The organism is Serratia sp. CY83965, assembly GCF_052166375.1.
Lineage (GTDB): Bacteria > Pseudomonadota > Gammaproteobacteria > Enterobacterales > Enterobacteriaceae > Serratia > Serratia marcescens.
Window position 1 is genome coordinate 639,753 of record NZ_JBJNOV010000001.1, and the last position, 25,977, is coordinate 665,729.

General features: G+C 60.6%; 27 protein-coding genes. 13 read left to right on the forward strand and 14 right to left on the reverse strand.

The features are described from left to right. Positions 1 to 48 precede the first annotated feature (48 nt). From ACJ8PL_RS03240 to ACJ8PL_RS03255, 4 genes are all read left to right on the forward strand, one after another. Positions 49 to 576, forward strand: a complete 528-nt coding sequence (locus ACJ8PL_RS03240) for a fimbrial protein (protein WP_004939088.1) — start codon at positions 49 to 51, stop codon at positions 574 to 576. Positions 577 to 642: 66 nt separating this feature from the next. Next, a complete protein-coding gene (locus ACJ8PL_RS03245; protein WP_016928482.1) occupies positions 643 to 1,326 on the forward strand; it encodes a fimbrial biogenesis chaperone in 684 nt (227 codons plus the stop codon). Between the two features lie 27 nt (positions 1,327 to 1,353). Further along, the gene (locus ACJ8PL_RS03250) at positions 1,354 to 3,969 is read left to right on the forward strand and encodes a fimbria/pilus outer membrane usher protein (protein WP_028127938.1); all 2,616 of its coding nucleotides are present in this window, start codon (positions 1,354 to 1,356) and stop codon (positions 3,967 to 3,969) included. 11 nt (positions 3,970 to 3,980) lie between these two features. Beyond that, on the forward strand, positions 3,981 to 5,021 hold the full coding sequence (locus ACJ8PL_RS03255; protein WP_016928480.1) for a fimbrial protein: 1,041 nt from the start codon (positions 3,981 to 3,983) through the stop codon (positions 5,019 to 5,021). 76 nt (positions 5,022 to 5,097) lie between these two features. On the opposite strand, the gene ACJ8PL_RS03260 is transcribed toward ACJ8PL_RS03255, so the two are convergent. From ACJ8PL_RS03260 to ACJ8PL_RS03280, 5 genes are all read right to left on the reverse strand, one after another. Beyond that, entirely contained in the window at positions 5,098 to 5,556 is a 459-nt protein-coding gene (locus ACJ8PL_RS03260; protein ID WP_004939075.1) for a helix-turn-helix domain-containing protein, read from the reverse strand. 205 nt (positions 5,557 to 5,761) lie between these two features. Next, complete coding sequence (mqo, locus tag ACJ8PL_RS03265; RefSeq protein WP_442530816.1) at positions 5,762 to 7,342, reverse strand: malate dehydrogenase (quinone); 1,581 nt, start codon at positions 7,340 to 7,342, stop codon at positions 5,762 to 5,764. A gap of 461 nt (positions 7,343 to 7,803) precedes the next feature. Then, positions 7,804 to 9,231 carry an alkaline phosphatase gene (phoA, locus tag ACJ8PL_RS03270; RefSeq protein ID WP_097102492.1) on the reverse strand — a complete coding sequence of 476 codons (1,428 nt, stop codon included), beginning with the start codon at positions 9,229 to 9,231 and terminating at the stop codon, positions 7,804 to 7,806. A 132-nt stretch (positions 9,232 to 9,363) separates the two neighbouring features. Beyond that, entirely contained in the window at positions 9,364 to 10,071 is a 708-nt protein-coding gene (locus tag ACJ8PL_RS03275) for a glutathione S-transferase N-terminal domain-containing protein (RefSeq protein ID WP_016928477.1), read from the reverse strand. A 74-nt stretch (positions 10,072 to 10,145) separates the two neighbouring features. After that, positions 10,146 to 10,829, reverse strand: a complete 684-nt coding sequence (locus tag ACJ8PL_RS03280; protein ID WP_049299839.1) for an ArsR/SmtB family transcription factor — start codon at positions 10,827 to 10,829, stop codon at positions 10,146 to 10,148. Between the two features lie 175 nt (positions 10,830 to 11,004). On the opposite strand from ACJ8PL_RS03280, the gene ACJ8PL_RS03285 reads away from it, so the two are divergent. After that, complete coding sequence (locus tag ACJ8PL_RS03285) at positions 11,005 to 11,352, forward strand: antibiotic biosynthesis monooxygenase family protein (protein WP_110146814.1); 348 nt, start codon at positions 11,005 to 11,007, stop codon at positions 11,350 to 11,352. A gap of 31 nt (positions 11,353 to 11,383) precedes the next feature. On the opposite strand, the gene ACJ8PL_RS03290 is transcribed toward ACJ8PL_RS03285, so the two are convergent. After that, positions 11,384 to 12,115 (reverse strand): isochorismatase family protein, encoded by a 732-nt coding sequence (locus ACJ8PL_RS03290; protein WP_048796067.1) that lies wholly within the window; start codon positions 12,113 to 12,115, stop codon positions 11,384 to 11,386. Between the two features lie 132 nt (positions 12,116 to 12,247). On the opposite strand from ACJ8PL_RS03290, the gene ACJ8PL_RS03295 reads away from it, so the two are divergent. Further along, a complete protein-coding gene (locus tag ACJ8PL_RS03295; RefSeq protein ID WP_239441728.1) occupies positions 12,248 to 13,144 on the forward strand; it encodes a LysR family transcriptional regulator in 897 nt (298 codons plus the stop codon). Positions 13,145 to 13,314: 170 nt separating this feature from the next. Continuing rightward, positions 13,315 to 13,812: an AAA family ATPase gene (locus ACJ8PL_RS03300; protein WP_079449484.1), complete on the forward strand. Its 498-nt coding sequence runs from the start codon at positions 13,315 to 13,317 to the stop codon at positions 13,810 to 13,812. 32 nt (positions 13,813 to 13,844) lie between these two features. Here the strand turns inward: ACJ8PL_RS03300 and ACJ8PL_RS03305 are convergent, their stop codons facing one another. The 4 genes from ACJ8PL_RS03305 to ACJ8PL_RS03320 form a co-directional block, all read right to left on the reverse strand. Next, positions 13,845 to 14,351 (reverse strand): GNAT family N-acetyltransferase, encoded by a 507-nt coding sequence (locus tag ACJ8PL_RS03305; RefSeq protein ID WP_079449483.1) that lies wholly within the window; start codon positions 14,349 to 14,351, stop codon positions 13,845 to 13,847. Between the two features lie 61 nt (positions 14,352 to 14,412). Continuing rightward, a complete protein-coding gene (locus ACJ8PL_RS03310) occupies positions 14,413 to 14,670 on the reverse strand; it encodes a YjhX family toxin (protein ID WP_004939031.1) in 258 nt (85 codons plus the stop codon). A gap of 233 nt (positions 14,671 to 14,903) precedes the next feature. After that, a complete protein-coding gene (gene cynS, locus ACJ8PL_RS03315; RefSeq protein WP_004939029.1) occupies positions 14,904 to 15,374 on the reverse strand; it encodes a cyanase in 471 nt (156 codons plus the stop codon). A gap of 20 nt (positions 15,375 to 15,394) precedes the next feature. After that, positions 15,395 to 16,048 (reverse strand): carbonic anhydrase, encoded by a 654-nt coding sequence (locus ACJ8PL_RS03320; protein WP_016928470.1) that lies wholly within the window; start codon positions 16,046 to 16,048, stop codon positions 15,395 to 15,397. Positions 16,049 to 16,162: 114 nt separating this feature from the next. Between ACJ8PL_RS03320 and cynR the strand changes: the two genes are divergently transcribed. Continuing rightward, a complete protein-coding gene (gene cynR, locus ACJ8PL_RS03325; protein WP_240293958.1) occupies positions 16,163 to 17,113 on the forward strand; it encodes a transcriptional regulator CynR in 951 nt (316 codons plus the stop codon). On the opposite strand, the gene ACJ8PL_RS03330 is transcribed toward cynR, so the two are convergent. Both ACJ8PL_RS03330 and ACJ8PL_RS03335 read right to left on the reverse strand, forming a co-directional pair. Further along, the gene (locus tag ACJ8PL_RS03330) at positions 17,037 to 17,468 is read right to left on the reverse strand and encodes a hypothetical protein (protein WP_049299833.1); all 432 of its coding nucleotides are present in this window, start codon (positions 17,466 to 17,468) and stop codon (positions 17,037 to 17,039) included. The two genes, cynR and ACJ8PL_RS03330, sit on opposite strands and share 77 nt — an antisense overlap. Positions 17,469 to 17,526: 58 nt before the next feature. Next, entirely contained in the window at positions 17,527 to 17,994 is a 468-nt protein-coding gene (locus ACJ8PL_RS03335) for a winged helix-turn-helix transcriptional regulator (RefSeq protein ID WP_049299832.1), read from the reverse strand. A 63-nt stretch (positions 17,995 to 18,057) separates the two neighbouring features. Between ACJ8PL_RS03335 and ACJ8PL_RS03340 the strand changes: the two genes are divergently transcribed. Both ACJ8PL_RS03340 and ACJ8PL_RS03345 read left to right on the forward strand, forming a co-directional pair. Beyond that, positions 18,058 to 18,285: a tautomerase family protein gene (locus ACJ8PL_RS03340; protein ID WP_016928466.1), complete on the forward strand. Its 228-nt coding sequence runs from the start codon at positions 18,058 to 18,060 to the stop codon at positions 18,283 to 18,285. Positions 18,286 to 18,421: 136 nt separating this feature from the next. Continuing rightward, positions 18,422 to 20,014, forward strand: a complete 1,593-nt coding sequence (locus ACJ8PL_RS03345; protein ID WP_028127944.1) for an ABC-F family ATPase — start codon at positions 18,422 to 18,424, stop codon at positions 20,012 to 20,014. A gap of 51 nt (positions 20,015 to 20,065) precedes the next feature. Here the strand turns inward: ACJ8PL_RS03345 and moeB are convergent, their stop codons facing one another. Continuing rightward, on the reverse strand, positions 20,066 to 20,821 hold the full coding sequence (gene moeB / locus ACJ8PL_RS03350) for a molybdopterin-synthase adenylyltransferase MoeB (RefSeq protein WP_089184386.1): 756 nt from the start codon (positions 20,819 to 20,821) through the stop codon (positions 20,066 to 20,068). A gap of 2 nt (positions 20,822 to 20,823) precedes the next feature. Continuing rightward, entirely contained in the window at positions 20,824 to 22,062 is a 1,239-nt protein-coding gene (moeA, locus tag ACJ8PL_RS03355; protein ID WP_239441729.1) for a molybdopterin molybdotransferase MoeA, read from the reverse strand. A gap of 157 nt (positions 22,063 to 22,219) precedes the next feature. Here moeA and ACJ8PL_RS03360 point away from each other — a divergent pair, with 157 nt between their 5' ends. The 3 genes from ACJ8PL_RS03360 (at position 22,220) to ACJ8PL_RS03370 (ending at position 25,964) form a co-directional block, all read left to right on the forward strand. Then, a complete protein-coding gene (locus tag ACJ8PL_RS03360) occupies positions 22,220 to 22,756 on the forward strand; it encodes a DUF924 family protein (protein WP_038629078.1) in 537 nt (178 codons plus the stop codon). Positions 22,757 to 23,113: 357 nt separating this feature from the next. After that, on the forward strand, positions 23,114 to 24,070 hold the full coding sequence (locus ACJ8PL_RS03365; RefSeq protein WP_016928461.1) for an isoaspartyl peptidase/L-asparaginase family protein: 957 nt from the start codon (positions 23,114 to 23,116) through the stop codon (positions 24,068 to 24,070). Positions 24,071 to 24,089: 19 nt separating this feature from the next. Then, positions 24,090 to 25,964: a dipeptide ABC transporter ATP-binding protein gene (locus ACJ8PL_RS03370; RefSeq protein WP_016928460.1), complete on the forward strand. Its 1,875-nt coding sequence runs from the start codon at positions 24,090 to 24,092 to the stop codon at positions 25,962 to 25,964. The last annotated feature ends 13 nt before the right edge of the window (positions 25,965 to 25,977 follow it).

Genomic DNA, 25,977 nt, shown 5'->3' on the forward strand with positions numbered 1-25,977 from the left:
ATAAGCCCGCCACTGAATCGATTATTTTATTGTTCTATGGAGCTGGAAATGAAAAAAGTATTATTGCCTTTGGCTGCCCTGGTATTGTCTGCAACTGCTTCCAACGCAATGGCAGCAAACGGCAACGTTAAATTCACCGGTGAAATTGTACAGTCCACCTGTAAAGTTGTTGATAAAGACCAGAATAAAGAAGTTTACCTGGGTAAATATCCTACCACCGCTTTCCCAACTGCCGGTTCTACCAGCGGTGCTAAAGCTTTCGATATCAGCCTGGAGAAATGTGAAGCGGGTAACTACACCCTGCGTTTCGACGGTAACACCCCAGCCGGCCACCCAGAGCTGTTGGCTGTAACTGGCGGCGCGACTGGCGTTGGCGTTGAAATTCTGGATAACAACGGTTCTACTCTGCCAATCTCTCAGGAAGTGGCTACCCCAGCTACCGTAACCGTTGCTGCTGATGGCGATAACCCAGGCGCTGCGACTTTCAACCTGCGCGCTCGTTACAAATCCTTCCAGGATCTGGTAACTGCCGGTCAGGCAAACTCTAACGCTACCTTCACCATCGAATACAAATAATTCGCTGGCAGGATAGATAGAGTTATTGGCCAAGGATGGCTAAATTTTGAGAGTTGAGACATTCCGATGAAAAAAATTCTGACTGGTATTTTATTCGCATTCTCTGTTAATGCCTTTGCCGGCATTCAGGTTGATGCGACGCGTGTCATCTATAACAGTGCAAGTAAATCCGCATCGCTCTCAATCAGCAATGACAGCGACGATACCTACATGGTGCAAACCTGGCTGGATACTGGCGATGCAAGCCAGATGCCTAAGAATTTGCCGATCGTGGTGACGCCACCCATTTTGAAGCTGGCTGCCAAGAAAGACGCCATTTTGCGTTTTATCTATTCCGGCAGCGGTTTGCCGCAGGACAGAGAATCTCTGCTCTGGGTCAACGTACAGGAAATTCCGCCAACGCCTAAGCAAGATAACGTGCTGCAGGTGGCGATCCGTACCCGTATCAAACTGTTCTATCGCCCGGATTCGTTGAAAACCAACCTGCAACAGCAGGCGGAAGCGCTGAAGTGGAAGCGCCAGGGCGGCAATTTAGTCGTGACTAACGATGGCCCGCTGTTCGTCACGCTGGGCGTGCTGAACCTGAAGAGCGGCGGCAAGAGCTGGAAAGTGAACGCCGACATGGTCAAGCCACACGACAGCCTGCGCATCTCCCTGCCTCAGGGGGCGCAATCAGCCAACACTATGTCGTTTACCTATATCAACGACTATGGCGGTCACACCGAGATTAAAAACGTCGCACTGAATTGATTTGAAGCACTTCAAGGAATGAAAGAAATGGCACACAAAAGAATAACAACCCTCGCGCCAAAACGTTTGGTGAAGCTGATTAATGGTGTAATTTATTTTTCTGCTGTGCCTTTTTCATTCTCACAGATGGCCATGGCGGAGGAGCAGTTCAACACCTCCTTCATCCATGGCGATGACAATATCGCCCAGGTGGCGTCGTTGGCCAGCGGGGATGATATTCTGCCGGGTAAATATCCGTTTGATATCTATCTCAACGGGCAGCGTATCGATCACCGCGAAATCGAGTTCAAGAAAGAATCCAAAGACTCTCCGGTAGCGCCGTGCCTGACGGCGGTGGACTACCAGGATTACGGCGTAAAGCTGCCCGGCGATCTGACCACCGCCGGTGCCGCGCAATGCTACGCATTGCCACAACAGATCTCCGGCGCCAAGCTGAGCTATGACGCCGCCGTACAGCGTATGGATCTGGAAGTGCCGCAGGTGTTTCTGATCCCGCGCCCGCAAGGCGCCATTTCGCCGAAAGTTTACGATCGCGGCATCAATGCCGGCTTTGTTAACTATAACTTTAGCGGCACTCATAACCGCTACGGCAACAACCAGAACGACAAGACTTCCGACTATTACTTCCTGAGCCTTAATAATGGCCTCAATATTGGCGATTGGCGCCTGCGCAACAACTCGACGTTGAACCAACAGTCGGGCGCCGGTACGCATTGGAAGAACATTTCCAGCTGGGCGGAAACGGACATCGTTTCTCTGCGCAGCCGTCTGGTGATCGGCCAGACCAACACTAATAACAATGTTTTCGACAGCATTCAGTTCCGCGGTGTGCAGATGTCCAGCGCCGACGACATGCTGCCGGAAAGCCAGCGCGGCTATGCGCCGGTGGTGCGCGGTGTGGCGACGACCAACGCGCGCGTTGAAGTGCGTCAGAACGGCTATACCATTTACAGCACCAACGTGCCGCCAGGGCCGTTTGCGCTGACGGACATTTTCCCAAGCACCCTGAGCGGTAACCTGGACGTGACGGTTATCGAAGCCAACGGTTCGAGAACCTCTTTCGTCGTGCCGTTCTCCTCGGTGCCGAACATGCTGCGCGAAGGGATTTGGAACTATCAGCTGACCGCCGGTAAATACCACGATGGCACCAGCCGCTATCAGCCCAAGTTTGTCCAAGGCACCTTGTCGCACGGTATGGCGTATGACATCACGCCTTACGGTGGCGTGCTGGTGGCGGAAAACTACCGTTCAGCGGTCGTGGGCCTCGGTAAAAACCTGGGGAACTGGGGGGCTGTCTCTTTTGATATGTCCTATTCCGACACCAACCTGGTGAACGGCGATGACAAGCAGGGGGAGAGTTTCCGTTTCCTGTATTCCAAGTCGCTCAACGATTGGGGGACGGAATTCCGCATTGCCGGTTACCGTTACTCGACCTCCGGCTATTATGATTTCTCCGATGCGGTTGCCGAGCGCGAACGCTATGAGAACGGTTATTACCGTAACGATTACTACGATCAAAACGATCGCAACCTGGGCGTGCCGGACTGGGCGGAATCTCGCCGTCGCAGCTATTACACCAGCCGTTTCAACAACAAACGCCAACGTGTTGAGCTGTCTGTCAACCAGCGCATCGCCGGTAATTCGACGCTGTACGCCAACGTCAGCAACCAGTCTTACTGGGGCGGATCCGGCGAAGACCGCACCGTACAAACCGGTTTCAACAGCAGCTATAAAAATATCAGCTATGGCGTCTTCTATCAGGACAGCCGCAGCAACTACGGCTATAAAGACCGCAGCGTCAACCTGACCGTATCGATTCCGTTCAGCTTCTTCAGCAAGGATTCGTCGGACATGACCGCCAGCTTCAACGCCGGCCACAGCAAGCAGAGCGGCAATACCTACAGCGCCGGCCTGAGCGGCACCGCGCTGGATGACAACCGCTTGAACTATGCGGTGCAAAGCGGTCATGATCGTTATTCGGGCCAAACCAGCTCGGCCAACGTCGGTTATCAGGGCAGCATGGGGACCATCAATGCTGGTTATAGCTACAGCAAAGATTATCAGCAGTCTTCGTTGGGCGTGGCGGGCGGCATCGTCGCACACTCCGGCGGCGTGACGTTGACCCAGCCGCTGCAGAATACGTTTGTGCTGGTGGAAGCCAAAGACGCCAAGGGCGTTCGTATCGAAAACCAACCGGGTGTCGCCATCGACCGCTTCGGTTACGCGGTGATGACCTCTGCGTCGCCATACCGCCATAACCGCGTGGCGCTGCGCACCGAAGATATCGGCAACGGCCTGGATATCCCGATGGCGGCGAGAGACGTGGTGCCGACTTACGGCGCAATCACCCGCGTGAAGTTTGAAACGCACACGGGCCAAAGCCTGTTGGTACACAGCAAGATGGCCGACGGCAGCGTACCGCCGATTGGCGCCAACGTCTTCAGTGCGGACGGCAAGAACAACGGTACTGTCGGTACCAACGGCGATATTTATATTTCAGGGGCTTCCGCAGGGGATCGCCTGCTGGTGAAATGGGGCAACGACGCGGGCGAAAGCTGCTCACTGGTGGTGCCGGAATTGAAAGCGGCGACCGAACAGCTGATGGGTTATCAGGAACTTTCGCTGACCTGCGGAAAACCGTAAAAGGAAAGGATATGTCTTCTTTGTTAAAGCACAAGAATCTCGGGTTGGCGGCTGGGCTGCTGGTCACGCTGGGCGCGTTTTCGCAGAGCAGCTATGCGCTGTCGTGTAAGCAGAACGGCAGCATTCGCCAGGATATCGTGCTGGATAAAGCCATCAAGGTGTCGACCGCCAATACCGCGCCGGGCGCGTTGCTGTGGCGTTCGCAGACTTTTACCTCGACCTTCCAATGTACGGATGACTGGAACAACCCGAAAGGGGAAAATGCCTACCTGTACTGGGATCCGCAGTCCCGGATGAGTCAGATCCATAATTCGATCGAAGTGGGTGTCACTTATCAGGGGATCGATGTCAAACCGACTAAAGGCGCACGTCAGGACGTCGGTCCCGGCACGGAATGCCGCCGTTCGGGCAGCCGTTGTTTGTCTCCGGCCAGATCGCTGACGGTAACCGTGTCTTACGCCATCTATATTAAAGCAACCGGCAAGGCACCGCCGGCCGGCGGCAAGATCAACGACAACAACTCGTACTCGGTATTTCAGGTTGATGGCGTCGGCGGCTTGAACGGCACGCCGAACAGCAACTTTAACGCCTACATTTCCGGGCTGGGCAACATTCAGTTTATTTCCTGCAACCCGAAAATCACCGTGGTGGCCAACAACGGTTCGACGGTGAACTTCGGCACTATCCCGCGTCAGAATGCGGTGGTGGGCAAAATCGAGAAGCAGGTGCCGTTCTCGGTGGCCGCCAATATGTCCGATCCGACGACCGGACAGGACTGCCAGGGGGAGACGCTGCAGGCCAGCTTCAGCAGCACTTATCCGCTGCAGGATAACAGCGTGATCCTGCCGACCAGCGACAGCGGCTTCGGTATTTTGATCTCGCAGGCGGCGACGCCAAATACGCCGATCATGATGAACAGCCCGGTCGATCTGGGCCTGGTCAACGGTACCATCGTTGAAAAGAACTTTATGGCCAGCCTGAAATGGTTGAGCACCAACCCGAAAGTGGGGCCGTTCAGCGCATCGGCGAATATTGACGTCACCTTCAAATAATTCGGTGCCTGGTCAATAAAAGAAAGGGTTCAGTTCTCGCGAACTGAACCCTTTTTTGTGCCTTATACCGCGCTGATTAACGCAGCCCCATCCAGCTGGTGCAAACGCCTTCCGGCGGTTTGCCGGCGTACCAACGGGGCAGCGTAGGGGCATCATGGCGCGGTTCGGCCTGCATTTCTATCGGCTGCGCCGGCCATTCTGCGACGTCCCAGCGGGTGGTGCGGCGATACACTGCTGGGGTTTTGCCGAACTGTTTCTTGAAGGCGCGCGAGAACGAAGGCTGAGAGTCGAAATGGTATTGCAGGGCGATATCCAGGATCGGGCGTGGGGTGGAGCGCAGCGCCTGCGCCGCCTGCGACAGGCGCCGCTCGCGGATATAGCTGCCGAGCGCGTGGCCGGTGGTGCTGCGGAACATGCGCTGCAGGTGCCATTTGGAGTAGCCCGACTTGGCGGCGACGTTATCCAGCAGCAGCGGCTGATCCAGATGAGTTTCAATCCAGTCTAGTAAATCGTGAATGATATTGACGCGATCCATGGTTTTAGTTCTCCCGCAAAAACGACATTCAGGTCACAGTGACTTAGCTTAATTATCCAAGTATATTCTTTGATAATAGGCGTGAGTGCGCCGTTACGCAAGGGTAAACCGGGGGTAAAAAGGTGGCCAAAAATGCTCTTTGAATGGCAGGGAGATAAAAGAAAGGCCGCATAAAGCGGCCTTTTCAGTAGGAAGTGACGGAAAATCAGTTAGTTTCTGGTTTCACTTCAATGTAGTTCAGACCCAGTACGCTGCTGGTGTAACCGCGGATCTTGTTGGTCATCTCGATATCGCCGTTCAGCGTGTGGCCGTAGGACGGGATGATCTCTTTCAGCTTGCTCTGCCATTCCGGCGTTGCCACTTTGTCTTTGAACACGGTTTCCATCAGGTGCAGCATGATTGGCGCAGCGGTGGAAGCGCCCGGCGAAGCGCCCAGCAGAGCGGCGATGCTGCCGTCTTCAGAGCTGACGACTTCGGTGCCGAACTGCAGCACGCCGCCTTTATCCGCGTCTTTCTTGATGATCTGTACGCGCTGGCCTGCGGTCCACAGCTTCCAGTCTGCCTGCTTGGCGTCCGGGAAGTACTCTTTCAGCGCGGCGAAGCGATCGTCGTCGTTCATCATCAGCTGGCCGACCAGGTATTTCACCAGATCGAAGTTATCCAGACCGACGTGGGTCATCGGCATCAGGTTCGAGGTGCTCAGCGAGTGCATCAGATCGAACAGCGAACCGTTCTTCAGGAACTTGCTGGAGAAGGTGGCGAACGGCCCGAACAGCAGCACGCGCTTGCCGTCCAGCATGCGGGTATCCAGGTGCGGCACGGACATCGGCGGCGAACCTACGCTGGCCAGGCCATACACTTTGGCCAGGTGCTGGTTGGCGATCGCCGGGTTGGTGGTGACCAGGAACTGGCCGCCGACCGGGAAGCCGCCGTAGCCGTCGGCTTCAGGGATGCCGGATTTCTGCAGCAGGGTCAGGGACGCGCCGCCTGCGCCGATGAACACGAACTTGGCGTTAACGGTGGTTTCTTTGCCGTCGCGGTTCAGATCGGCAACGGTCACGCTCCAGGTCTGATCGGCGTTGCGCTTGATGTCGCGCACTTCGTGGCTCAGGTTCAGCTTGAACTTGTCGCTGGCGCTCAGCGCGTCAACCAGCTGGTGGGTGATCACGCCGAAGTTAACGTCGGTACCCAGCGGCATGCGGGTCGCGGCGATTTTCTGCGCCGGATCGCGGCCGTTCATCACCAGTGGCGCCCACTGTTTGATTTGCTCAGGGTCTTCGGAATATTCCATGCCGCGGAACAGGGTGCTGTGCTGCAGCGCCGCGTAGCGTTTACGCAGGAAGTTGACGTTGTCGTCGCCCCACACGAAGCTCATGTGCGGCACGCTGTTAATAAAGGATTTCGGATCTTTCAGGACATTGTTTTTCACCTGATAAGACCAGAACTGACGGGAGATTTCGAAAGACTCGTTGACCTTCACCGCCTTGCTGATGTCGATGGTGCCATCGGCTTTTTCCGGCGTGTAGTTCATTTCGCTGAAGGCGGAGTGGCCGGTACCGGCGTTGTTCCAGCCGTTGGAGCTCTCTTCCGCCACGCCGTTCATGCGCTCATACATGTCGATGGTCCAGGTCGGCTCCAGCTCATGCAGATAGGTACCCAAGGTGGCGCTCATGATGCCGCCGCCGATCAACACCACGTCGACGGTTTTATTCTTCTCTTCAGCCGCCGCCTGCTGCGTAACGCCAAACAGGCTGAGACTGAAAATCAGGACGAGTAATTTTCTCATTGAATTAAATCTCTTGTGTGTAAATTCTACTCATTGCAGGTGAAAGAATTTAGCGGGAGTTACCCTGGAAAATAATGAAGCCGACCGCCCGGCGTGAGCCGATAGGCAGCGATAATGCCTTTTTGTTAATAGGGTATTTAACGAAAAGTGAACTATTGCAGGCCGTCCGGATGCAAATTGATCGGTTCACGTTACTGGCGGGGTATTATTGTTTGCGAGAATGTTAAAAACTACTTTTGTAACTAAAAAAAATGAATATAAGCAAAAATAGGCCGGTTGCTGTCGCAGTAATAAACAAAGAGGGGGGAGAGGCCGTATAACCGCGTTATTTTAGGGGGTTAATTGTCGCGCAATTAAACGTTATTTCGTTATCACACAATAATTGCGGTTAAATTGCAAATACCTATCGGTAACCAATAATAAATGGCCGCCGTTGCGGGCGGCCATCGTGCGGAAGGCGGTTACTGGATGCCCATCGCATCGCGCATGGTGAAGAATAGATCGGTCTGATCGGTCAATCCCACCACGTTGGCGGCGTGCGGACCGTAGGCCGCGACGCGCAATTGGGTGCCGGTGTGCCCCTGCGATTCTTCTTCCGAGTTGCCGTAGCTGAGGGTCATCGGCGCGCCGTCTTTGGTGGTCAGCAGCTGGGTCAGGCCCGGCGCTTTGGCGCCGGCGGCGACGATCTGGCTGGAGTGCGCATGGTCGGCGGTGACGATCACCAACGTGTTGCCGTCGGCGCGGGCGAAGGCCAGCGCTTTTTGCACCGCTTCGTCCAGATCGACGGTTTCACCAATCTGCCCGCACGGGTTGGCGGCGTGATCCTGCTTATCTATCGACGCGCCCTCGACCTGCAGGAAGAAGCCGTTCGGGTTATCTTTCAACAGCGCGATCGCTTTTTCGGTCATCGCCGCCAGCGTTGGCGTGGCCGCGGTGCGCGCCGGGTTGTTTTCGCAGGTTACCGCCGGCTTGTCGAGGTTGCCGTGATAGCTGGCTTTCGGCCCCAACCAGCGCACCGGCATGTTGCCGTCGGCGAACAGGCCCAGCAGCGGTTTTTGCTGGTTGGCCAACGTAACGGCCTGCAGCTCATCCGCGTTGCTCACCCATTGGTAACCCTGCGCCGCCGCCTGATCTTTTAGCGATTTTCCTTGCCATTCGCCGCTTTTCGCCAGCTGGTTGAAGGACTTCGCGCCGCCGCCCAGCGTGACGTCGGCGCGGGTCTTCAGCAACTGCTCGGTAATGGAGCCGCGGCCGCCGTTTTCCAGTGCGTTAGTGGCGCATTTCTCGCTGGTTTCCTCCGGGCCGTAGCATTTGCGCGAGGTGACGTGCGACACCAGCGCCGCCGGCGTAGCGTCTTGCAACTCGGCGGTGGAGACGTTGCCGGTGGCCTTGCCGGCCGCCTTGGCGATCTCCAGCAGCGTCGGCTGATCTTTGCCGTTCACGTCCACGCCGAGCGCGCCGTTATAGGTTTTCCCCCCGGTGGTCCAGGCGGTGGCGGAGGCGGCGGAATCGGTCACGTAATCCGGCTTGTGGGTTTTCTTGTCCAGCGAGTAGTGGGTGTATTGCCCGGTCAGCGGCAGGGCGTCGATGCCCTTGAAGTAACCGCCTGCGCCTTCAGCGTAGTTGCGCGCGGCGGTGATCTCGGAATCCCCCATGCCGTCGCCGATCAGCAGTATCACGTTTTTCGCCGTTTTGTCCGACAGTGACGCCTTCAGCGCGGCGGTCTGATCGCCGGCCAGACGACGGGCGCCGCCCGGTTCGGCGAGGTTGCCGCGCGCGGCGCGCTCGGTCAGGCCATCAGCATTGGGCGAGGTTTCCGCCGCGATGGCGGAGGAACAGAGCAGGGCGGACAGCACGGCGCCGGCGAGCAGGGATACAGCAGGTTGCATGGGGTAAGCTCCTTGTCGTAATACAACAATATAAATAACATCAAATTGTTACGTAAGAAGAGTAGAGCAGAGGGATGACAATTTTATGACAGCGAAAGGCGGGATGGCCCGGCGGCCACCCCGTTTGGCGTCTCAGGCCGTGCGCGCCGGAATAGCCAGCCCGCGCTGCACCGCCGGCCGCGCCAGACCGCGCTCCAACCACTGTGCGACGCGGGGGAAACTGTCGAACGCCACCAGTTCGCGCGCCTCATAGAAGCCGATCAGGTTGCGCACCCAGCCCAGCAGCGAGATATCGGCGATGGTGTACTCCGCGCCCATGATCCAGTCGCGGCCCTCCAGGCGCGTTTCCAGCACGCCGAGCAGGCGTTTCGATTCGTTTTTGTAGCGCTCCAGCGGCCGCTTGTCTTCATATTCGCGCCCGGCGAATTTATGGAAGAAACCGAGCTGGCCGAACATCGGGCCGACGGCGGCCATCTGGAAGAACACCCACTGAATGGTTTCGTAACGCTGCGCCGGATCCTGCGGCAGGAAACGGCCGCTCTTTTCCGCCAGGTAGAGCAGAATGGCGCCGGATTCGAACAGCGGCAGCGGCCGGCCGCCGGGGCCGTCGGGATCGATGATCGCCGGGATCTTGCCGTTCGGGTTCAGCGCCAGGAATTCCGGCGTCCAGGTCTCGTTGTTGCCGATGTCGATCAGGTGCGCTTCATAAGGCAGGCCGATCTCTTCCAGCATGATGGACACTTTGACGCCGTTCGGCGTCGGCAGAGAGTAGAGCTGCAGCCGTTCCGGATGTTGAGCCGGCCAGCGTTTGACGATCGGGAATTGGGTGGAATCGAGCATGGAAACTCCTCGGGTTGGCGGGGTCGCTTAAGCGTACCCCTAGAGTATTGCAGTAAAACTACCCTGTCGCCGGGTTACACCGTGAGGTCAAAATGTGCGGCCAGCGCTTTTTTACCGGCGGGGGTCAGCTGCAGCTCACGGCTGTCGAGCCGGCGAAGGATCCAGCCGCGTTGGATAAAGACGGCCAACAGCGCTGCGCCCAGCGCGCCGCCGAGGTGAGATCGGCGTTCGCTCCAGTCCAGGCACCCGCAGGCGAAGCGGCGGCGGGTGGGGGCGGGCGAGCAATCGACGCCCAGCCGCGTCAGCGCGGCCTGACCGGCGTCGCTTAACCGGTAGTCTTCTTCGCCGGTCAGCCAGTTCAGCGCATGCAGCCGATCGTGCAGCTTCACCGCCACCTCGCCCGCCATATGGTCGTAGCAGGTGCGAGCATACTGCAGCGAGGTAGGCGTGCTGCTCTTCACCGACGGGCGCGGCACGCCCGCCAGCGCCATCAGGCCTTCCAGCGCTGCGGCCACCGGTTGCCCGGCCAGCCGGAAATAGCGGTAGCGCCCCTGTTTGACGCAGGCAATCAGCCGCTGCTCCAGCAGTTTCGCCAGGTGTGCGCTGGCGGTAGACGGGGCGACCTCGACCGCCGCGCTGAGCTCGGTGGCGGTGTAGGCGCGCCCGTCCATCAACAGGCACAGCATGCGCGCCCGGGTGCGGTCAGCGATGGCAGCGCTCAGCGCCGCTAAACGAGCTTCTATCTCGATGTTATGCATACTTCGAGGTTAGACGAAGTATGACGGCGCGTCCATCGCTAGCCTGTGGCTATCGCATTCTGGAGCTGTGTGTCTGCGTTCGCTGGATATTGATGAGCGGGCGTTGAAATCGGTGCAGTGGCGCCGTTCGTTCAATGCGCGCGTGCCGGAATTTTACCGTTGAGAGGAGACGAGGATGATCGCCGTGATTTTTGAACTGCAGGCCGCCGACGGGCAGCGGGAGACTTACCTGGAGTTGGCGGCGGCGCTGAAGCCGCTGCTGGCGCAGATCGACGGATTCATTTCCATCGAGCGTTTTCAAAGCCTGGCCGATCCCGCGCGCCTGCTGTCGCTCTCCTTCTGGCGCGACGAGGCGGCGGTGCAGCAGTGGCGCAATCTCGAACAGCACCGGGCGGCGCAGGCGCGCGGCCGTGGCGAGGTGCTGGCGCAGTACCGGCTGCGGGTGGCGGAGGTGGTGCGGGACTACGGGCTGGAGAGCCGCGAACAGGCGCCGCAGGATAGCCGTGGCTATCACCGCACCTGAAAAAAGCCCGCCGGCGGGCTTTCTTCGTCCGTTATTTCGCTTCGCTGCCCACCTTCATCGCCCCGGCGTAGCTGGCGCCCATCCCCCAGGCGGCGCCGTGGTCGCGGGCGATCTGCAATACGCCTCCCGCCGTGGCTTTGCGGCTCCAGTCCTGCTGCCATTCCAGCATCAACGCCACCCAGTTGATGGGCGTGGCGCCCGCCTGTATCAGGCGCTGCATGGCGTTGTTTTGGCTGTCTGGCGTAATGTCGCCGGTGACGTCCGACAGGATATAAACCTCATACCCCTCGCCCAGAGCAGACAGCGCCGGCAGCATCACGCAGCTGGCGGTCCACAATCCGCCGATGATGATTTTCTTGCGGCCGGATTGTTTGATCAGATCGACCACGCGCCGATCCTGCCAGACGTTGATGGCGGTGCGATCGTACACCTGCAGGTCCGGGCGTGCCTGCGTCACCTGCTGGAATACCGGCCCGGCGAAGCTTTTGGCGTTGGCCGAGGCCAGAATGGTCGGCACGTTGAACACCTTGGCGGCCTTGGCGATGCCGGCGGCGTTATTCACCAGATTGGTTTGATCGATAGAGGAAATGGTCATGCCGAACATGTCCTGCAGATCGACCAGCAGCAACAGGCTGTTGTCGGCGGTCAGCGGTTGCACATAACCCGCCTGGCGGCTGTCGGCGGCGGGGGATTGCGCCAGCGCGGCGACGGGGGCGGTGGCGGCGCTCAGGCCGAGCATCAGGGCGAACAGGGTCTTTTTCATTATTAACTCCATGATTATCACTAGATTAAATTCACTTCCCACTCAGGGAAGCGGTTGAATGAAGTCTACTGAGGTTGTTGAGGTTAATAATCTGTGTTTTATTGAATTAATAATTAACCTATAGGACATAATATGGACGTGCTACTGACGATGCGCGCCTTTCGCCGCGTGGTTGAGCGCAACAGTTTCTATAAGGCGGCGGAGGATCTGGCGATCACGCCGGCGGCGTTGAGCAAGCAGATTAAGCAGTTGGAAAGTCGGTTGGGGACGCTATTGCTGGTGCGCACCACCCGCAGCATGAGCCTGACCGAAGCCGGGCAGCTCTATTATCAGGAAGCCTGCCGGTTGCTTGGCGAGTTCGACGCGCTGGAGCAGACGGTTGCCGCCAGCGCGCAGCAGGTCTCCGGCACGCTGCGGGTCAATGCGCCGCTCTCGTTCGGCCTGACGGTGCTGTCGCCGCTGCTGCCGCCGTTTATGCAACGTTACCCGCAGCTGCAGGTGGAACTGACGCTGGACGACAGGGTATTGGACGTGGTGGCGGCCGGTTTCGATATTTCCTTGCGCATTCGCCGCCGACTGCCGGATTCTTCCCTCAGCGCCCGGGCGCTGGGTGACGTGCACCAGCGAATTTGCGCCGCGCCCGGCTATTTGGCGCAGCACGGCGTGCCGCAAACGCCCAATGAATTGCCGCGACACAGCTGTCTGGCCTATTCCCTGGCGGAAAAGCCGGGGCAGTGGCAGTTCACCGCCGGCGAGGAGAGCCTGAGCGTGACGTTCACTCCCCGGCTGATCGCCAACAACAGCCTGATGCTGCGGGATATGCTGATGGCGGGACTGGGCATCGGTTCGCTGCCGTCGTTCGTGGCGGATCCCGAAATCGCCGCCGGCAGACTGGTGCGGCTGTTCCCTGAACAGATTGCCGACGTGCATCAGGTCTTCGCGGTTTACCCGACGCGCCGGCATCTGCAGCAGAAAGTGAGTTTATTCACCGAGTTTGTGCGAGAACAGGGATTGATGACGGCGAATTGACAACGGCGCACGGTTGTCATATTCCTTAGTTATGAAAAGATCCTATCGCCCATTCGCGCAAATTATTATCACCATGCTTCGTGTGGTGGGATAGCGCGTGTGTCGCCAATAAAAAACCCGCCGGCAAGGCGGGTTTTTTTATCCCCTTCCGGCAATGACCGGAGAACGGCATGAAAACCTACCCTGCAGTTTTACACCTGATGTGCGGCAAGGCCGGCGCAGGCAAATCGACGCTGGCGCAGCGTTTGGCGCAGCAACCGCAAACGCTGTTGCTGAGCGAAGATGCGTGGCTGGCGACGCTATATGAACAGGAGATGGCCAGCCTGCAAGACTACGTGCGCTGTTCCGAACGGTTACGGCGGGCGCTGGGCGGGCACCTCGTTCAGCTGCTGCGCGGCGGTTGGTCCGTGGCGCTCGATTTCCCGATGAATACGCCGGACAGGCGGCGCTGGGCCAAAGCCTTGGCGGAGGAGGCCGGCGTCGCGCACTGCCTGCACTTTCTCGACGCCAGCCATGCGCAGTGCCTGAGCCGGATAACGCTGAGAAACGCGCGCGGCGAGCACCCGTTTACACTGAGCGAAGCGGAGTTTGAGCGCCTGGCGCAGTACTTTGTTCCCCCGGCGGAAGAGGAAGGAATGACCGTCTTGCGTTATGGCGAACGGGACTGAAAACCGGCGCCATGACGGCGCCGGCAACAGGGTTAGGCTTCGGCGTTAAACGCGTTGTGGAAGGCGACCTCCGCGCACGGCAGCGCGCCCTGGAAGGCGATGGCGCGGAAGTAGTCTTGCGGCACGCCCGGCAGGGTCAGCGCGCTTTGCGCCTGGAAGCCGAAACGGCCGTAATAGTTCGGATCGCCCAGCACCACGCAGCCTGCGGCATGCCGTTCTTGCAGTTCGGCCAATAGCTGGCGGATCAGCCGGCTGCCGATCCCCAAGTTCTGACAGGCCGGCAGCACCGACACCGGCGCCAGCCCGTACCACCCGGCGGCGCCGTTGCTGAGCACGACCGGCGAGACGGACGCGTGCCCGATCGGTGTGCCATTTTGCTCGGCGACCAGCGACAGAGTGAGGGCTCCCGCCGCGCGCAGCGCATTGACGATAAACTGTTCGGTGTGGCTGCTGTGTTCGGCGTGCAGGAACGCGGCGGCGGTCAGGGTGGTGATGGCGCCGACGTCGGCCGGCGTTTCGTGGCGTAACGTGATGTTCATGGTTGTATCCTGATTAAAAACGCTGAACCGACCGGACTGCCTGCCCGGCCGGTATCGATGATTAACGGTTGTCCAGCTGCGCCCGCACGGCCTTGAGCCCGGCGAAGGTGACGCGATAAGGGCGCCCCTGGCGAGAGAGGATCAGGCGTTTGGTTTTGAGCTTGGTGAAAACGGCCAGCGAGCAGTCGGCCAGGCCGAGCCCTTCGCGGGTGTAGCATTCGACGTGGGTGACGCGACCGGCGTCGTTGCGGGTGAAGGCGATATAGCCGCCTTTGGCCAACACGTGCAGCACGCGTTGTTCCGCTTTGGAAATGTTCATGTTGGGAGATCCTGTAATAACCCCAGATACGCGCATCCCCGCGCAAACGCGCGTCGGATACGTCAGAGTCCCTCGCCATACGGCAAGGAAGCGACTATCGGGTGGTTACAATCTCCAACATACAGGCCTCGGGCAGTGAAAAACGCCAGGGCGGCGTTTCAGCGCAGTTAATGTAGCCAATGGCCGGTTGGCTGTCAATTTGCCGGCGACGCGGGCCGCCGGCGCAAGGCCAATCAGAAAGGCTTGGTCGGCAGGTATTTGCCGTCCAGGGTGATCACTGCGCGTTCGCCGCCGTCCGGATCGGCGACCTTCTTGATATCCAGCTTGAAGTTGATGGCGCTGATGATGCCGTCGCCAAACTGCTCGTGCACCAGCGCTTTCAGCGTGGAGCCGTAGACCTGCAGCATTTCATAGAAGCGATAAATGGTCGGATCGGTCGGCACGCCGCCGGGAATGCTGCCGCGCAGCGGGATGGTTTGCAGCAGCTGCACCGCCTCTTCGTCCAGCCCCAGCTTGGCCGCCACCGTGCGCGCCGCCGGTTCCGGCAGCGCGTGCTGCCCCAGCAGGGCGGCGGTGACAAACGCCAGGCTGAGGCCGGTGCCCTCGGCCAGCGCTTCGAACGTCAGGTTATGGCGGATCTTGGCGGCCATGATGGTGTCGGTGAGCGCTTCGCGCGGGGCGGCGTTGTGCAGAGAGTGTGTCATGTTAGCTCCTTATTGTAGGCTTAAAAACGGGCGATCGCCGGGGTGGCGGTCACCTCGGGATGGGTAGCGAGCGGCACGAAGCGGCGGGTTTCGCCGTCCAGCGCCTCGATAGCGCCGCTGGCGATGTCATAGACCCAGCCGTGCAGCGCCAGGCGGCCCTGATCCAGCGCCAGGGCGACGGAAGGGTGCGTTTTGATGTTGTTGAGCTGGGCGATGACGTTCTCGCGCACCATCGACGCGACCCGCGCCTCGTCGGAGGCATGCGGATAAGCCTGATTGACCGCCTTGGCGGAATCGGCGTAACGCAGCCAGCCGGCCACCGTCGGCAGGTGATCCAGGCACTGGCAGGTGGCGATGGCGGTCATCGCGCCGCAGTCGGAGTGGCCGCAGATCACGATATCTTCCACGCCCAGTGCGGCGACGGCGTACTCGACCGAGGCGGTCACCCCGCCGGGTTCGGGGCCGAAAGAAGGCACGATGTTACCGGCGTTGCGGATCACAAACAGATCGCCCGGCTCGCGCTGGGTGACCAGCTCCGGCACCAGGCGGCTGTCGGAACACGAGATAAACAGGGTGCGCGGGTTTTGGCGGGTCGCCAGCCGCTGAAACAGCGCCGTGCGTTCAACAAAGGCTTCGCGCTGGAACTTCAGGAAGCCTTCAATCACCTCTTTCATCCGTTTCTCCATTGGGTGTCGTTATGCAATGGCGGCATGATGAACGCTTCTGGCTATAGGGTCTAAGACCCATTTATAATGTCGGCTATAGGTTTTACTAATAGCTGGGGCGCTATGCTGCTGCGACACATCCGTTATTTTCTGGCCGTTGCCGAACAGGGCAACTTCACCCGCGCCGCCGAAGCGCTGCACGTCTCGCAACCGACGCTCTCCCAACAGATCAAACAGTTGGAGAATACGCTGGGAGCGCCGTTGTTCGATCGCAGCGGCAGAGCCGTGCGCCTGACCGACGCCGGTGAGGCCTGGATGCGCTATGCGCGGCTGGCGCTGCAGGATCTGGACGCCGGCGCGCGGGCGATCCATGACGTAGCGACGTTGGCGCGCGGCCATTTGCGGCTGGCGATGACCCCGACGTTCACCGCCTATCTGGTGGGGCCGGCGATCGATGCGTTCTACCGCCGCTATCCGGGGATTACGCTGAGCATTGAGGAGATGACGCAGGAGCGGATCGAGGCGCTGCTGGCGCAGGATAGGTTGGATCTGGGGATTGCCTTCGAGATGGCGCAGTCGGCGGAGGTAGAAGCCATGCCGTTGTTCAGTGAGACGCTGGAACTGATGGTCGGCGCCGATCATCCCCTGGCGGCGCGGCGTCGGCCGCTGACGCTGGCGGAGTGGCAACATCTGCCGCTGGCCTTGCTGAGCGGCGACTTCGCCACGCGGCAGTTTATCGATCGCTACTGCACACAGCTGGGATTTCGGCCGCAGGTGGCGGTGGAGGCCAATGCGCTGGGCGCCATTGTCGAGATCGTGCGGCGCGGGCAGCTCGCCACGCTGCTGCCGGCCGCGATTGCGCGCGAGAACCGGCAGTTGAAAAAGGTGGCGCTGGCCAACGCCATGCCGGCTCGGCAGGCGGTGTTGCTGCAGCGTAAAGACGCTTACCGCAGCGCCGCCGCGCAGGCGTTTATCGCCGTCCTGCTGCAACAGGGCGTTACGCCAACGCACTCCAGCGCTGCGTCATCCCCAGCAGATGCACCAGTCCGAAGCCGAGGCAAATCAGCGAGCTGACGACGATAAAACGCTGGCTGCGGCCGGTATCGCGCAGGGCGAAGGGGCCGGCGACACCGCGCAGCAGATAGATAAAGGTGATGATAAACAGCGCGGGCCGCAGCAGCGGCAGCGGCGCGATCAGGCCCGCGCCGGATAGCGCATACAGCGCCCAAATAAACAGCACCAGCGCGATACCGGCGGTGACGACGGCCGGGAACTTTTTACCCGCTTCCGCCGCCTTAATGAAGCGATCGCCGGCGCCGCACAGCCGATAGCCGCGCGGCCCGGTGGCGATCACCCAAATATGCAGCAGGGCGGCGATGGCGCTCAGCGCGGCGCCGATCAGCAGCGCGGTGTTATAGAGGTGTGGCATGGTTCAGCTTCCTTGTCCTAAATCAGTCTGGTATCAAGCGTAGACCAGAATGAGTAAGTCAGGCCGGGGGGCGCTCAACGGCCGACATTTGCAGCGCGTCTTCAGGCACCACGCGGGTCTGCGCATCGATAAATGCCAGCTGCACCGGCAGCCCGCTGCGTTTATCCACCAGTTGAACGTGGGGGGTGTCATGCAGAATATGCCGGTGGCCCCACGCCATCAGCGCAACCAGGATGGGTCCCAGGCTGCGTCCCTTGTCCGTCAAGACATATTCATGTCGCTCACGCTCGCCCGGCTCCCGGTAAGCGCGTTTGGCCAACAGTTCTTGTTCTACCATGACATTCAGACGGTTGCTCAACGCCTGGCGCGAAGCGCCGATATTCTCGCGCAGCTCTTCAAAACGGCGAACGCCGTAGAATGATTCGCGCAGGATCAGCAACGTCCAGCGATCGCCAAGCAGATCCGCGGCCTGCGCCAGCCCGCACAGGGCAAGAGAAACGGTAGGGAGATCGGGAGATTTTGACATGGGCATTTTCCTTCGCTAGTCTAAGTCTTGTTTTTAGACTTATATATATTCAAGGAGAGTATAATGCCATTTATTAATGTGCAAACGGTGAAAGGCATGCTGGATGAACGGCAAAAAAGCGAATTGCTGTCCCGCATTACCGAACTGCTGGTAGAGATAGAAGGGCGAGGCGATCCGGCGTTCAGGCAGTCGGTTTGGGTCCGAATCGATGAACATGCGCCCGAACAATGGAGCCTGGGCGGCGTGCAGCCGACGGCGGCGATGATTGCCGCGAAGTTCCCGCCGCGTTAATTCAGCCATGCTGCCTGTGAAAAGGATCGGATGCCGCAGATGCTCAAAATGTCACCGAAACTTCCCGCGATCTCTGCACCCCGTTGTGGCATAATGCGCGCCAAATCACATTCCCTATGTATAAAGAGCGAGCGCTGTGTTAAGCACTAACAACATCACCATGCAGTTCGGCAGCAAGCCGTTGTTTGAAAACATCTCTGTCAAATTCGGCGGCGGCAACCGTTACGGCCTGATCGGCGCCAACGGCTGCGGCAAGTCCACCTTTATGAAAATCCTCGGCGGCGATCTGGCGCCGAGCGGCGGCAACGTGTTCCTCGATCCGAACGAGCGCCTGGGTAAACTGCGTCAGGATCAGTTCGCCTTTGAGCAGTACAGCGTGCTGGATACCGTGATCATGGGCCACACCGAACTGTGGGCGGTGAAGGAAGAACGCGACCGCATCTACGCATTGGCGGAGATGAGCGAAGAAGACGGCTATAAAGTGGCCGATCTGGAAGTGGCCTACGGCGAAATGGACGGCTACAGCGCCGAAGCGCGCGCCGGCGAACTGTTGCTCGGCGTGGGCATTCCGGTGGAGCAGCACTACGGCCCGATGAGCGAAATCGCGCCGGGCTGGAAGCTGCGCGTGTTGCTGGCGCAGGCGCTGTTCTCCGATCCGGAAATCCTGCTGCTCGACGAACCGACCAACAACCTGGACATCGACACCATTCGCTGGCTGGAAAACGTGCTCAACGAGCGCAACAGCACCATGATCATCATCTCGCACGACCGTCACTTCCTGAACATGGTCTGCACCCACATGGCGGATCTGGACTATGGCGAACTGCGCGTTTATCCGGGCAACTACGACGAATACATGACCGCCGCCACCCAGGCGCGTGAGCGTCTGCTGGCGGACAACGCCAAGAAGAAGGCGCAGATCAATGAGCTGCAATCGTTCGTCAGCCGCTTCAGCGCCAACGCCTCCAAATCCAAGCAGGCCACCTCGCGCGCTCGTCAGATCGACAAGATCCAACTGGAAGAGGTGAAAGCCTCCAGCCGCCAGAACCCGTTCATCCGCTTCGAGCAGGACAAGAAGCTGTTCCGTAATGCGCTGGAAGTGGAAGCGCTCACCAAGGGCTTCGATGATGGCCCGCTGTTCAGCAAGCTGAACCTGATGGTGGAAGTGGGCGAGAAGGTCGCGGTGCTGGGCGCCAACGGCATCGGTAAAACCACCCTGCTGAAAACGCTGGTGGGCGACGCGCAGCCGGACAGTGGCACCGTGAAATGGTCAGAAAACGCCCGTATCGGTTACTACGCGCAGGATCACGAATACGAGTTCGACGACACCCTGAGCGTGTTCGACTGGATGAGCCAGTGGAAGCAGGAAAAAGACGACGAGCAAGCGGTGCGCAGCGTGTTGGGCCGTCTGCTGTTCAGCCAGGACGACATCAAGAAGAAAGTGAAGGTGCTGTCCGGTGGCGAGAAGGGCCGCATGCTGTTCGGCAAGCTGATGATGCAGCGCCCGAATATTCTGGTGATGGACGAACCGACCAACCACCTGGATATGGAATCCATCGAATCGCTGAACATGGCGCTGGAGATGTACGAAGGCACGCTGATCTTCGTCTCCCACGACCGTGAGTTCGTCAGCTCGCTGGCGACGCGGATTCTGGAAATCACCCCGAACAAGGTGATCGACTTTACCGGCAACTACGAAGACTATCTGCGCAGCCAGGGCATCGTATAACCCTCGCGGCAACGCATCAGGGCGGGAATTATCCCGCCCTTTTTTTATCCGTCATTCCCGGCCGCACACTTCGCAGTGCGGATCCTTCGGCAGTTTCATTTCGCGGAACTGCATGCTCATCGCATCGAACATTAACAACTTGCCGCGCAGCGGCTGACCATAGTCGGCCAGCAGCTTGATGGCTTCCATCGCCTGCAGGGTGCCGATGGTGCCGACCAGCGGCGCCATCACGCCCGCTTCGACGCAGGTGAGGGCGCTGTCGCCGAACAGCCGGCTCAGGCAGCGGTAGCAGGGTTCGCCCGGCTGATAGGTGAACACGCTGAGCTGGCCTTCCATGCGGATCGCCGCGCCGGAAACCAGCGGTTTGCGCTGCGCGTGGCACAGGCGGTTCAGCGCGTCGCGCGCCGCCACGTTGTCGGTGCAGTCCAGCACCAGATCGCAGGCGGCGATCTCTGCCGCGACCGCGTCATCTTCCAGACGGCCGTCGATGGCGTCGATGCGGATATGCGGATTGATGGCGCTCAGTTCCTGCCTGGCGGAGGCGACTTTGCTCTGGCCGATGCGATCGTCGCGGTGCAGGATCTGGCGCTGCAGATTGGAGAGCGAGACGGTGTCGAAATCCACCAGCACCAGATGGCCGACCCCGGCCGCCGCCAGATATGGCGCGGCGGCGCAGCCCAGCCCGCCCAGCCCGGCGATCAGCACGCGGGCGGCCTTCAGCTTCTCCTGGCCGTCGAAGTCAAAGCCGCGCAGCACGATCTGGCGGTTGTAGCGCAGCGCTTCGGCGTCGGTCAATTCCGGCAACATGTTCAGCTCCTCAGCAGGGCGTTGAACGGCTCGATCTCCACCGTTTCACCCGCCGCCACCGAACCGCGTTCGCGCTCCAGCACGATGAAACAGTTGCCCTGGCTGTAGGAGCTGAAGACGTGCGAGCCCTGGTGGCCGGTGGTGCTCACCTCCAGTTCGCCCGCGGCGTTGCTGCTGAACACGCCGCGCTGAAAATCGAGGCGGCCCGGCGATTTCTTCAGTGGCGTCAGCGCGCGGGCGCGCAGGCGCGGCGGCAGGCGCCAATCGCTGTGGCCGGCCAGCTTCGCCAGCAGCGGTTGCACCAGTTGGTAGAAGGTCAGGGCGGCGGAAACCGGGTTGCCAGGCAGGCCGCAGAACCAGGCGTGGCCCAGTTTGCCGAAGGCGAACGGTTTGCCGGGTTTGATCGCCAGCTTCCAGAAGCTGACCTGGCCCAGTTCATCGAGCATCTGTTTGGTGTAGTCGGCTTCGCCGACCGAGACGCCGCCGCTGCTGATCACCACATCGGCTTGGCTGTCCGCCTGTGTGAAGGCGTCGCGCAGCGCATCGCGATCGTCGCGGATAATGCCGAGATCGAGCACTTCACAGCCCATCTGCTCCAGCATCAGGCGCACCGCGAAGCGGTTAGTGTCGTAGATCTGGCCCGCCTGCAGCGGCTGGCCGACCGGCTGCAGCTCGTCGCCGGTGGAGAACACCGCGACCTTCAGCTTACGCATCACCTGCACTTCGGCGACGCCGAGCGAAGCCAGCAGCGGCAACTGCGCGGCACCCAGCTTCACGCCGGCCGGCAACACGCTGGCGCCTCGACGAATGTCTTCACCCGCCAGACGGATATTCTGGCCGGCTTCTGCCGGCGCGGTAAAACGCACGCCCTGCTCGCTCACTTCTGCCTGCTCCTGCATGATCACCGCGTCCGCCCCGGCCGGGATCGGCGCGCCGGTCATGATGCGCACGCAGCTGTTGGCCGGCCATTCACCGTCGAACGGCGCGCCGGCGAAGGCTTTCCCGGCGACCGGCAGCGGCGCATTGGCCGCCAGATCGGTGAGGCGCACCGCATAGCCGTCCATCGCCGAGTTGGCGAACGGCGGCACGTCGAGCGGCGAGACCACCGGCGCGGCGGTGATGCGGCCGGCGGCGGCGGTCAGCGCGACGGATTCGGCCTGTTGCAGCGGGGCGATCTGCCCGAGCATTTTTTCCAGCGCTTGCTCCAGGGAAATGAGATCGGAAGTATGGCAATGATCCATAAGGGGAACTCCGTAATCAGGGTGCGCAATGATAGCGACAAAGTGCGGGTATTATGGCAGAGAACGCCGGGGGGGAGAACGGGTTATGCCCGCCATCTTTCGCACTGCGGCGTCAGGGCGATCGGGTATAAACTGCGAAAAACAGAGGAGGATCATGATGCATAAACAGGTTATCGAGTTCTGGTTCGACGAGATCGAACCGGTGATGTGGTTCAAAAAGGACGATGATTTCGATCGTCTGCTGCACAGCCGTTTCGGCGAAATCTGGCGGGCGGCGGCGGCGGGGGAGCTGGCGCACTGGCGCGACACCATCGAAGGGCGCCTGGCGGAGGTGATCGTGCTCGATCAGTTCAGCCGCAACCTGTTTCGCGGCACACCGCAGTCATTCGCCTGCGACGGCATGGCGCTGGTCCTGGCGCAGGAGGCGATCCGCAGCGGGGAGTGCGAACGGCTGAGCCGCGAGCAGCGCGGCTTCCTTTATCTGCCGTTCATGCATTCGGAATCGCCGCTGATCCACCAGCAGGCGCTGGTGTTATATACCGAGCTCAATAACGGCGACCAGCTGGAGTTCGAGCTGCGGCATAAGGCAATCATCGATCGTTTCGGCCGCTACCCGCATCGCAATGCGATATTGGGGCGCACCAGCACGCCGGAAGAAGAGGCCTTTTTACAGCAGCCAGGATCGGGTTTTTAATCGTCGGATCATCTGCGCCCGGCCGGGCAAAAACAGCAGGCCGGGCGCCGCAATAAGCGTGACTCAGCGCGAACGTTTATTTCATTACGCTCTACCGCTATTTCCTCTCGCGAAGTTACCAATAATCCCAGCCGCACTGTCAGCGGTTTACCGCTTTTTATAACCTGCTGTTTTTATTCCAATAAGCTATTTCAAGGTGCGAAATGGTCTAAGCGCGCTACGCTAAAAGCGGGGCGTGGACGTTATGCTGTACTTCCACTGTAGGACTAAATAGAGTCGAAAAAGACTGAATAATAATGATACCGCGTTCAGCTTATTCGCTGCGCAACGGCGGGATTAACACAGGGTGTCAGGCAAATGAGCAAACCAGTGATTGCCATTCATGGCGGCGCGGGCGCAATTACCCGGGCGGCGCTGAGTGCGGAAAAAGAACGGCAGTATATCCAGGCGCTGTCCGAGATCGTGGCCGCTGGGCAGGCGGTATTGGCGCAGGGCGGCAGCGCGCTGGACGCGGTGACCGAAGCGGTGCGGCTGCTGGAGGAATGCCCGCTGTTCAACGCCGGCAAAGGCTCGGTGTTTACCCATCAGGGCACCCACGAACTGGACGCCTGCGTGATGGACGGCCGCACCTGCGACGCCGGCGCTGTCGCCGGCGTCAGCCATATCCGCAACCCGGTGCTGGCGGCGCGCGCGGTGCTGGAAAACAGCGAACACGTGCTGTTTGCCGCCGAAGGCGCCGAGAAGTTTGCCGCCGCCCACGGCCTGGAAATGGTCGCCCCCGACTTCTTCTTTACTCAGGAACGTTTTGATCAGCTGCACCGCGCCCAGGCGGAGCAGGGGCGGGTCTTGCTCGATCACGACGGCGCGGCGCAGGCCGGGGATCCGCTCGATCCCGATCGCAAATTCGGCACCGTCGGCGCGGTGGCGCTGGATGCGCTGGGCAACCTCGCCGCCGCCACTTCCACCGGCGGCATGACCAACAAGCAGGCCGGGCGGGTGGGCGACACGCCGATCATCGGCGCCGGTTGCTATGCCAACAACGCCACCGTGGCGGTCTCCAGCACCGGCACCGGCGAAATCTTCATGCGCGGCGTGGCGGCCTATGACGTCTCCGCCCTGATCGAATACGGCGGGCTCAGCCTGCAAGAGGCCAGCGATCGGGTGGTGATGGAGAAGCTGCCGGCGCTGGGCGGCAGCGGCGGCATGATCGCCGTCGATCGCCACGGCAATATCGCGCTGCCGTTCAACAGCGAGGGGATGTACCGCGGTTTTGGCTATGTCGGCGATGCGCCGTCCGTCGGGATTTATCGCTAAGCGTTCACCGGGAGGGGGTATGACCGACGTTTCATTCCGGCCCGCCGGCGACGGGCTGTCATTGCCGCCGCAGCGGGTGCTGACGGTGCGCGATCTGAGCATCAGCTTTCCTCAAGCGGACGGCGCCGTAGACGCGGTGCGCAACCTGTCGTTCGATCTCGATCGCGGCGAGACGCTGGCGATCGTCGGTGAGTCCGGCTCCGGCAAATCGGTGACTTCACTGGGGCTGATGCGTCTTGTGGAGCAGGGTGGCGGGCGCATCGTCGGCGGCGCTATGACGCTGCGCCGGCGCGACGGCGGGTTGCTCGATCTGGCGCGCGCCTCGCAGCGCACGCTGCGCACGGTGCGCGGCGCCGATATGGCGATGATCTTCCAGGAGCCGATGACCTCGCTCAACCCGGTGTTTCCGGTCGGCGAGCAGATCGCCGAATCGCTGCGTTTGCATCAGGGCATGGACCACCGCAGCGCGCGCCAGGAGGCGCTGCGCATGCTCGACCTGGTGCGCATTCCGGAGGCTAAAGAGGTGCTGGGGCGCTACCCGCATCAGCTTTCCGGCGGCATGCGCCAGCGGGTGATGATCGCCATGGCGCTCTCCTGCAAGCCGGCGTTGCTGATCGCCGATGAACCCACCACCGCCCTCGACGTCACCATTCAGGCGCAGATCCTGCAGCTGATCCGCGTGCTGCAACAGGAGATGCAGATGGGGGTGATCTTCATCACTCACGACATGGGCGTGGTGGCGGAGATCGCCGATCGGGTGCTGGTGATGCGCCGCGGTGAGCAGGTGGAGCAAAATCGGGTGCGCGAGCTGTTCGCCGCGCCGCAACAGGCCTATACCCGGGCGCTGCTGGCGGCGGTGCCGAAGCTGGGGGCGATGGCCGATCGGCCGCTGCCGGCGAAGTTTCCGCTGCCGGATGGCGAGGGCGATGCCGCGCCGCAGGATACCGTGCCGCCAGACGCTGCGCCGATCCTGCGGGTGGAGCATTTGGTCACGCGTTTTGATCTGCGCGGCGGGCTGTTCAATCGGGTCACTCGCCGGGTGCACGCGGTGGAAAACGTCAGTTTCGATCTTTACCCCGGCGAGACGCTGGGGCTGGTGGGCGAGTCCGGCTGCGGCAAGTCCACCACCGGGCGCTCTTTGCTGAAGCTGGTGGACAGCCAAAGCGGCACCATTACCTTCGCCGGGCGGCGAATCGATCGGTTGAAGGGATCGGCGCTGCAGCACCTGCGGCGCGATATTCAGTTCATCTTTCAAGATCCTTACGCCTCGCTCGATCCGCGCCTGACGGTCGGTTTTTCCATCATGGAGCCGCTGTTGGTGCATAACGTGATGCGCGGCCGCGAGGCGGAACGGCGGGTGGCCTGGCTGCTGGAACGCGTCGGCCTGTTGCCGGAACATGCGCGCCGCTATCCGCACGAGTTTTCCGGCGGTCAGCGTCAGCGCATCTGCATCGCGCGCGCGTTGGCGCTGAACCCGAAAGTGGTGATCGCCGACGAGGCGGTCTCGGCGCTGGACGTATCGATTCAGGCGCAGATCGTCAATCTGCTGCTCGATCTGCAGCGCGAGTTCGGCATCGCTTTTCTGTTCATTTCACACGACATGGCGGTGGTGGAGCGCATCAGCCACCGGGTGGCGGTGATGTACCTCGGGCAGATCGTCGAGATCGGCCCGCGGCAGGCAGTGTTCGACAATCCGCAGCACCCCTATACCCGCAAGCTGATGGCGGCGGTGCCGGTGGCCGATCCCGCACATGCTCACAAACGGCAGCCGCTGCCGGCCGATGAGATCCCCAGCCCGGTGCGCGCACTGGGCGATGAACCCGTTACCGCACCGCTGGTGCAGGTTGGCGCCGGGCACTTTGTCGCCCGCCACCCGATCGCCGGTGCTTTTTAAAGACCTCAGGAGA

What these genes read in the sequence shown, in the direction of transcription:
- phoA (WP_097102492.1), bottom strand. Translation starts at nt 9,231, where the DNA reads ATGCAACCTGCTGTATCCCTGCTCGCCGGCGCCGTGCTGTCCGCCCTG.
- moeB (WP_089184386.1), bottom strand. Translation starts at nt 20,821, where the DNA reads ATGTTGCCGGAATTGACCGACGCCGAAGCGCTGCGCTACAACCGCCAG.
- ACJ8PL_RS03320 (WP_016928470.1), bottom strand. Translation starts at nt 16,048, where the DNA reads ATGAAAGAGGTGATTGAAGGCTTCCTGAAGTTCCAGCGCGAAGCCTTT.
- ACJ8PL_RS03335 (WP_049299832.1), bottom strand. Translation starts at nt 17,994, where the DNA reads ATGTCAAAATCTCCCGATCTCCCTACCGTTTCTCTTGCCCTGTGCGGG.
- ACJ8PL_RS03290 (WP_048796067.1), bottom strand. Translation starts at nt 12,115, where the DNA reads ATGAAAAAGACCCTGTTCGCCCTGATGCTCGGCCTGAGCGCCGCCACC.
- ACJ8PL_RS03275 (WP_016928477.1), bottom strand. Translation starts at nt 10,071, where the DNA reads ATGCTCGATTCCACCCAATTCCCGATCGTCAAACGCTGGCCGGCTCAA.
- ACJ8PL_RS03245 (WP_016928482.1), top strand. Translation starts at nt 643, where the DNA reads ATGAAAAAAATTCTGACTGGTATTTTATTCGCATTCTCTGTTAATGCC.
- ACJ8PL_RS03310 (WP_004939031.1), bottom strand. Translation starts at nt 14,670, where the DNA reads ATGAACATTTCCAAAGCGGAACAACGCGTGCTGCACGTGTTGGCCAAA.
- ACJ8PL_RS03360 (WP_038629078.1), top strand. Translation starts at nt 22,220, where the DNA reads ATGCATAAACAGGTTATCGAGTTCTGGTTCGACGAGATCGAACCGGTG.
- ACJ8PL_RS03330 (WP_049299833.1), bottom strand. Translation starts at nt 17,468, where the DNA reads ATGCCACACCTCTATAACACCGCGCTGCTGATCGGCGCCGCGCTGAGC.
- ACJ8PL_RS03280 (WP_049299839.1), bottom strand. Translation starts at nt 10,829, where the DNA reads ATGCATAACATCGAGATAGAAGCTCGTTTAGCGGCGCTGAGCGCTGCC.
- ACJ8PL_RS03260 (WP_004939075.1), bottom strand. Translation starts at nt 5,556, where the DNA reads ATGGATCGCGTCAATATCATTCACGATTTACTAGACTGGATTGAAACT.
- ACJ8PL_RS03295 (WP_239441728.1), top strand. Translation starts at nt 12,248, where the DNA reads ATGGACGTGCTACTGACGATGCGCGCCTTTCGCCGCGTGGTTGAGCGC.
- ACJ8PL_RS03370 (WP_016928460.1), top strand. Translation starts at nt 24,090, where the DNA reads ATGACCGACGTTTCATTCCGGCCCGCCGGCGACGGGCTGTCATTGCCG.
- ACJ8PL_RS03285 (WP_110146814.1), top strand. Translation starts at nt 11,005, where the DNA reads ATGATCGCCGTGATTTTTGAACTGCAGGCCGCCGACGGGCAGCGGGAG.
- ACJ8PL_RS03255 (WP_016928480.1), top strand. Translation starts at nt 3,981, where the DNA reads ATGTCTTCTTTGTTAAAGCACAAGAATCTCGGGTTGGCGGCTGGGCTG.
- mqo (WP_442530816.1), bottom strand. Translation starts at nt 7,342, where the DNA reads ATGAGAAAATTACTCGTCCTGATTTTCAGTCTCAGCCTGTTTGGCGTT.
- ACJ8PL_RS03240 (WP_004939088.1), top strand. Translation starts at nt 49, where the DNA reads ATGAAAAAAGTATTATTGCCTTTGGCTGCCCTGGTATTGTCTGCAACT.
- cynS (WP_004939029.1), bottom strand. Translation starts at nt 15,374, where the DNA reads ATGACACACTCTCTGCACAACGCCGCCCCGCGCGAAGCGCTCACCGAC.
- ACJ8PL_RS03340 (WP_016928466.1), top strand. Translation starts at nt 18,058, where the DNA reads ATGCCATTTATTAATGTGCAAACGGTGAAAGGCATGCTGGATGAACGG.
- cynR (WP_240293958.1), top strand. Translation starts at nt 16,163, where the DNA reads ATGCTGCTGCGACACATCCGTTATTTTCTGGCCGTTGCCGAACAGGGC.
- ACJ8PL_RS03365 (WP_016928461.1), top strand. Translation starts at nt 23,114, where the DNA reads ATGAGCAAACCAGTGATTGCCATTCATGGCGGCGCGGGCGCAATTACC.
- moeA (WP_239441729.1), bottom strand. Translation starts at nt 22,062, where the DNA reads ATGGATCATTGCCATACTTCCGATCTCATTTCCCTGGAGCAAGCGCTG.
- ACJ8PL_RS03250 (WP_028127938.1), top strand. Translation starts at nt 1,354, where the DNA reads ATGGCACACAAAAGAATAACAACCCTCGCGCCAAAACGTTTGGTGAAG.
- ACJ8PL_RS03300 (WP_079449484.1), top strand. Translation starts at nt 13,315, where the DNA reads ATGAAAACCTACCCTGCAGTTTTACACCTGATGTGCGGCAAGGCCGGC.
- ACJ8PL_RS03305 (WP_079449483.1), bottom strand. Translation starts at nt 14,351, where the DNA reads ATGAACATCACGTTACGCCACGAAACGCCGGCCGACGTCGGCGCCATC.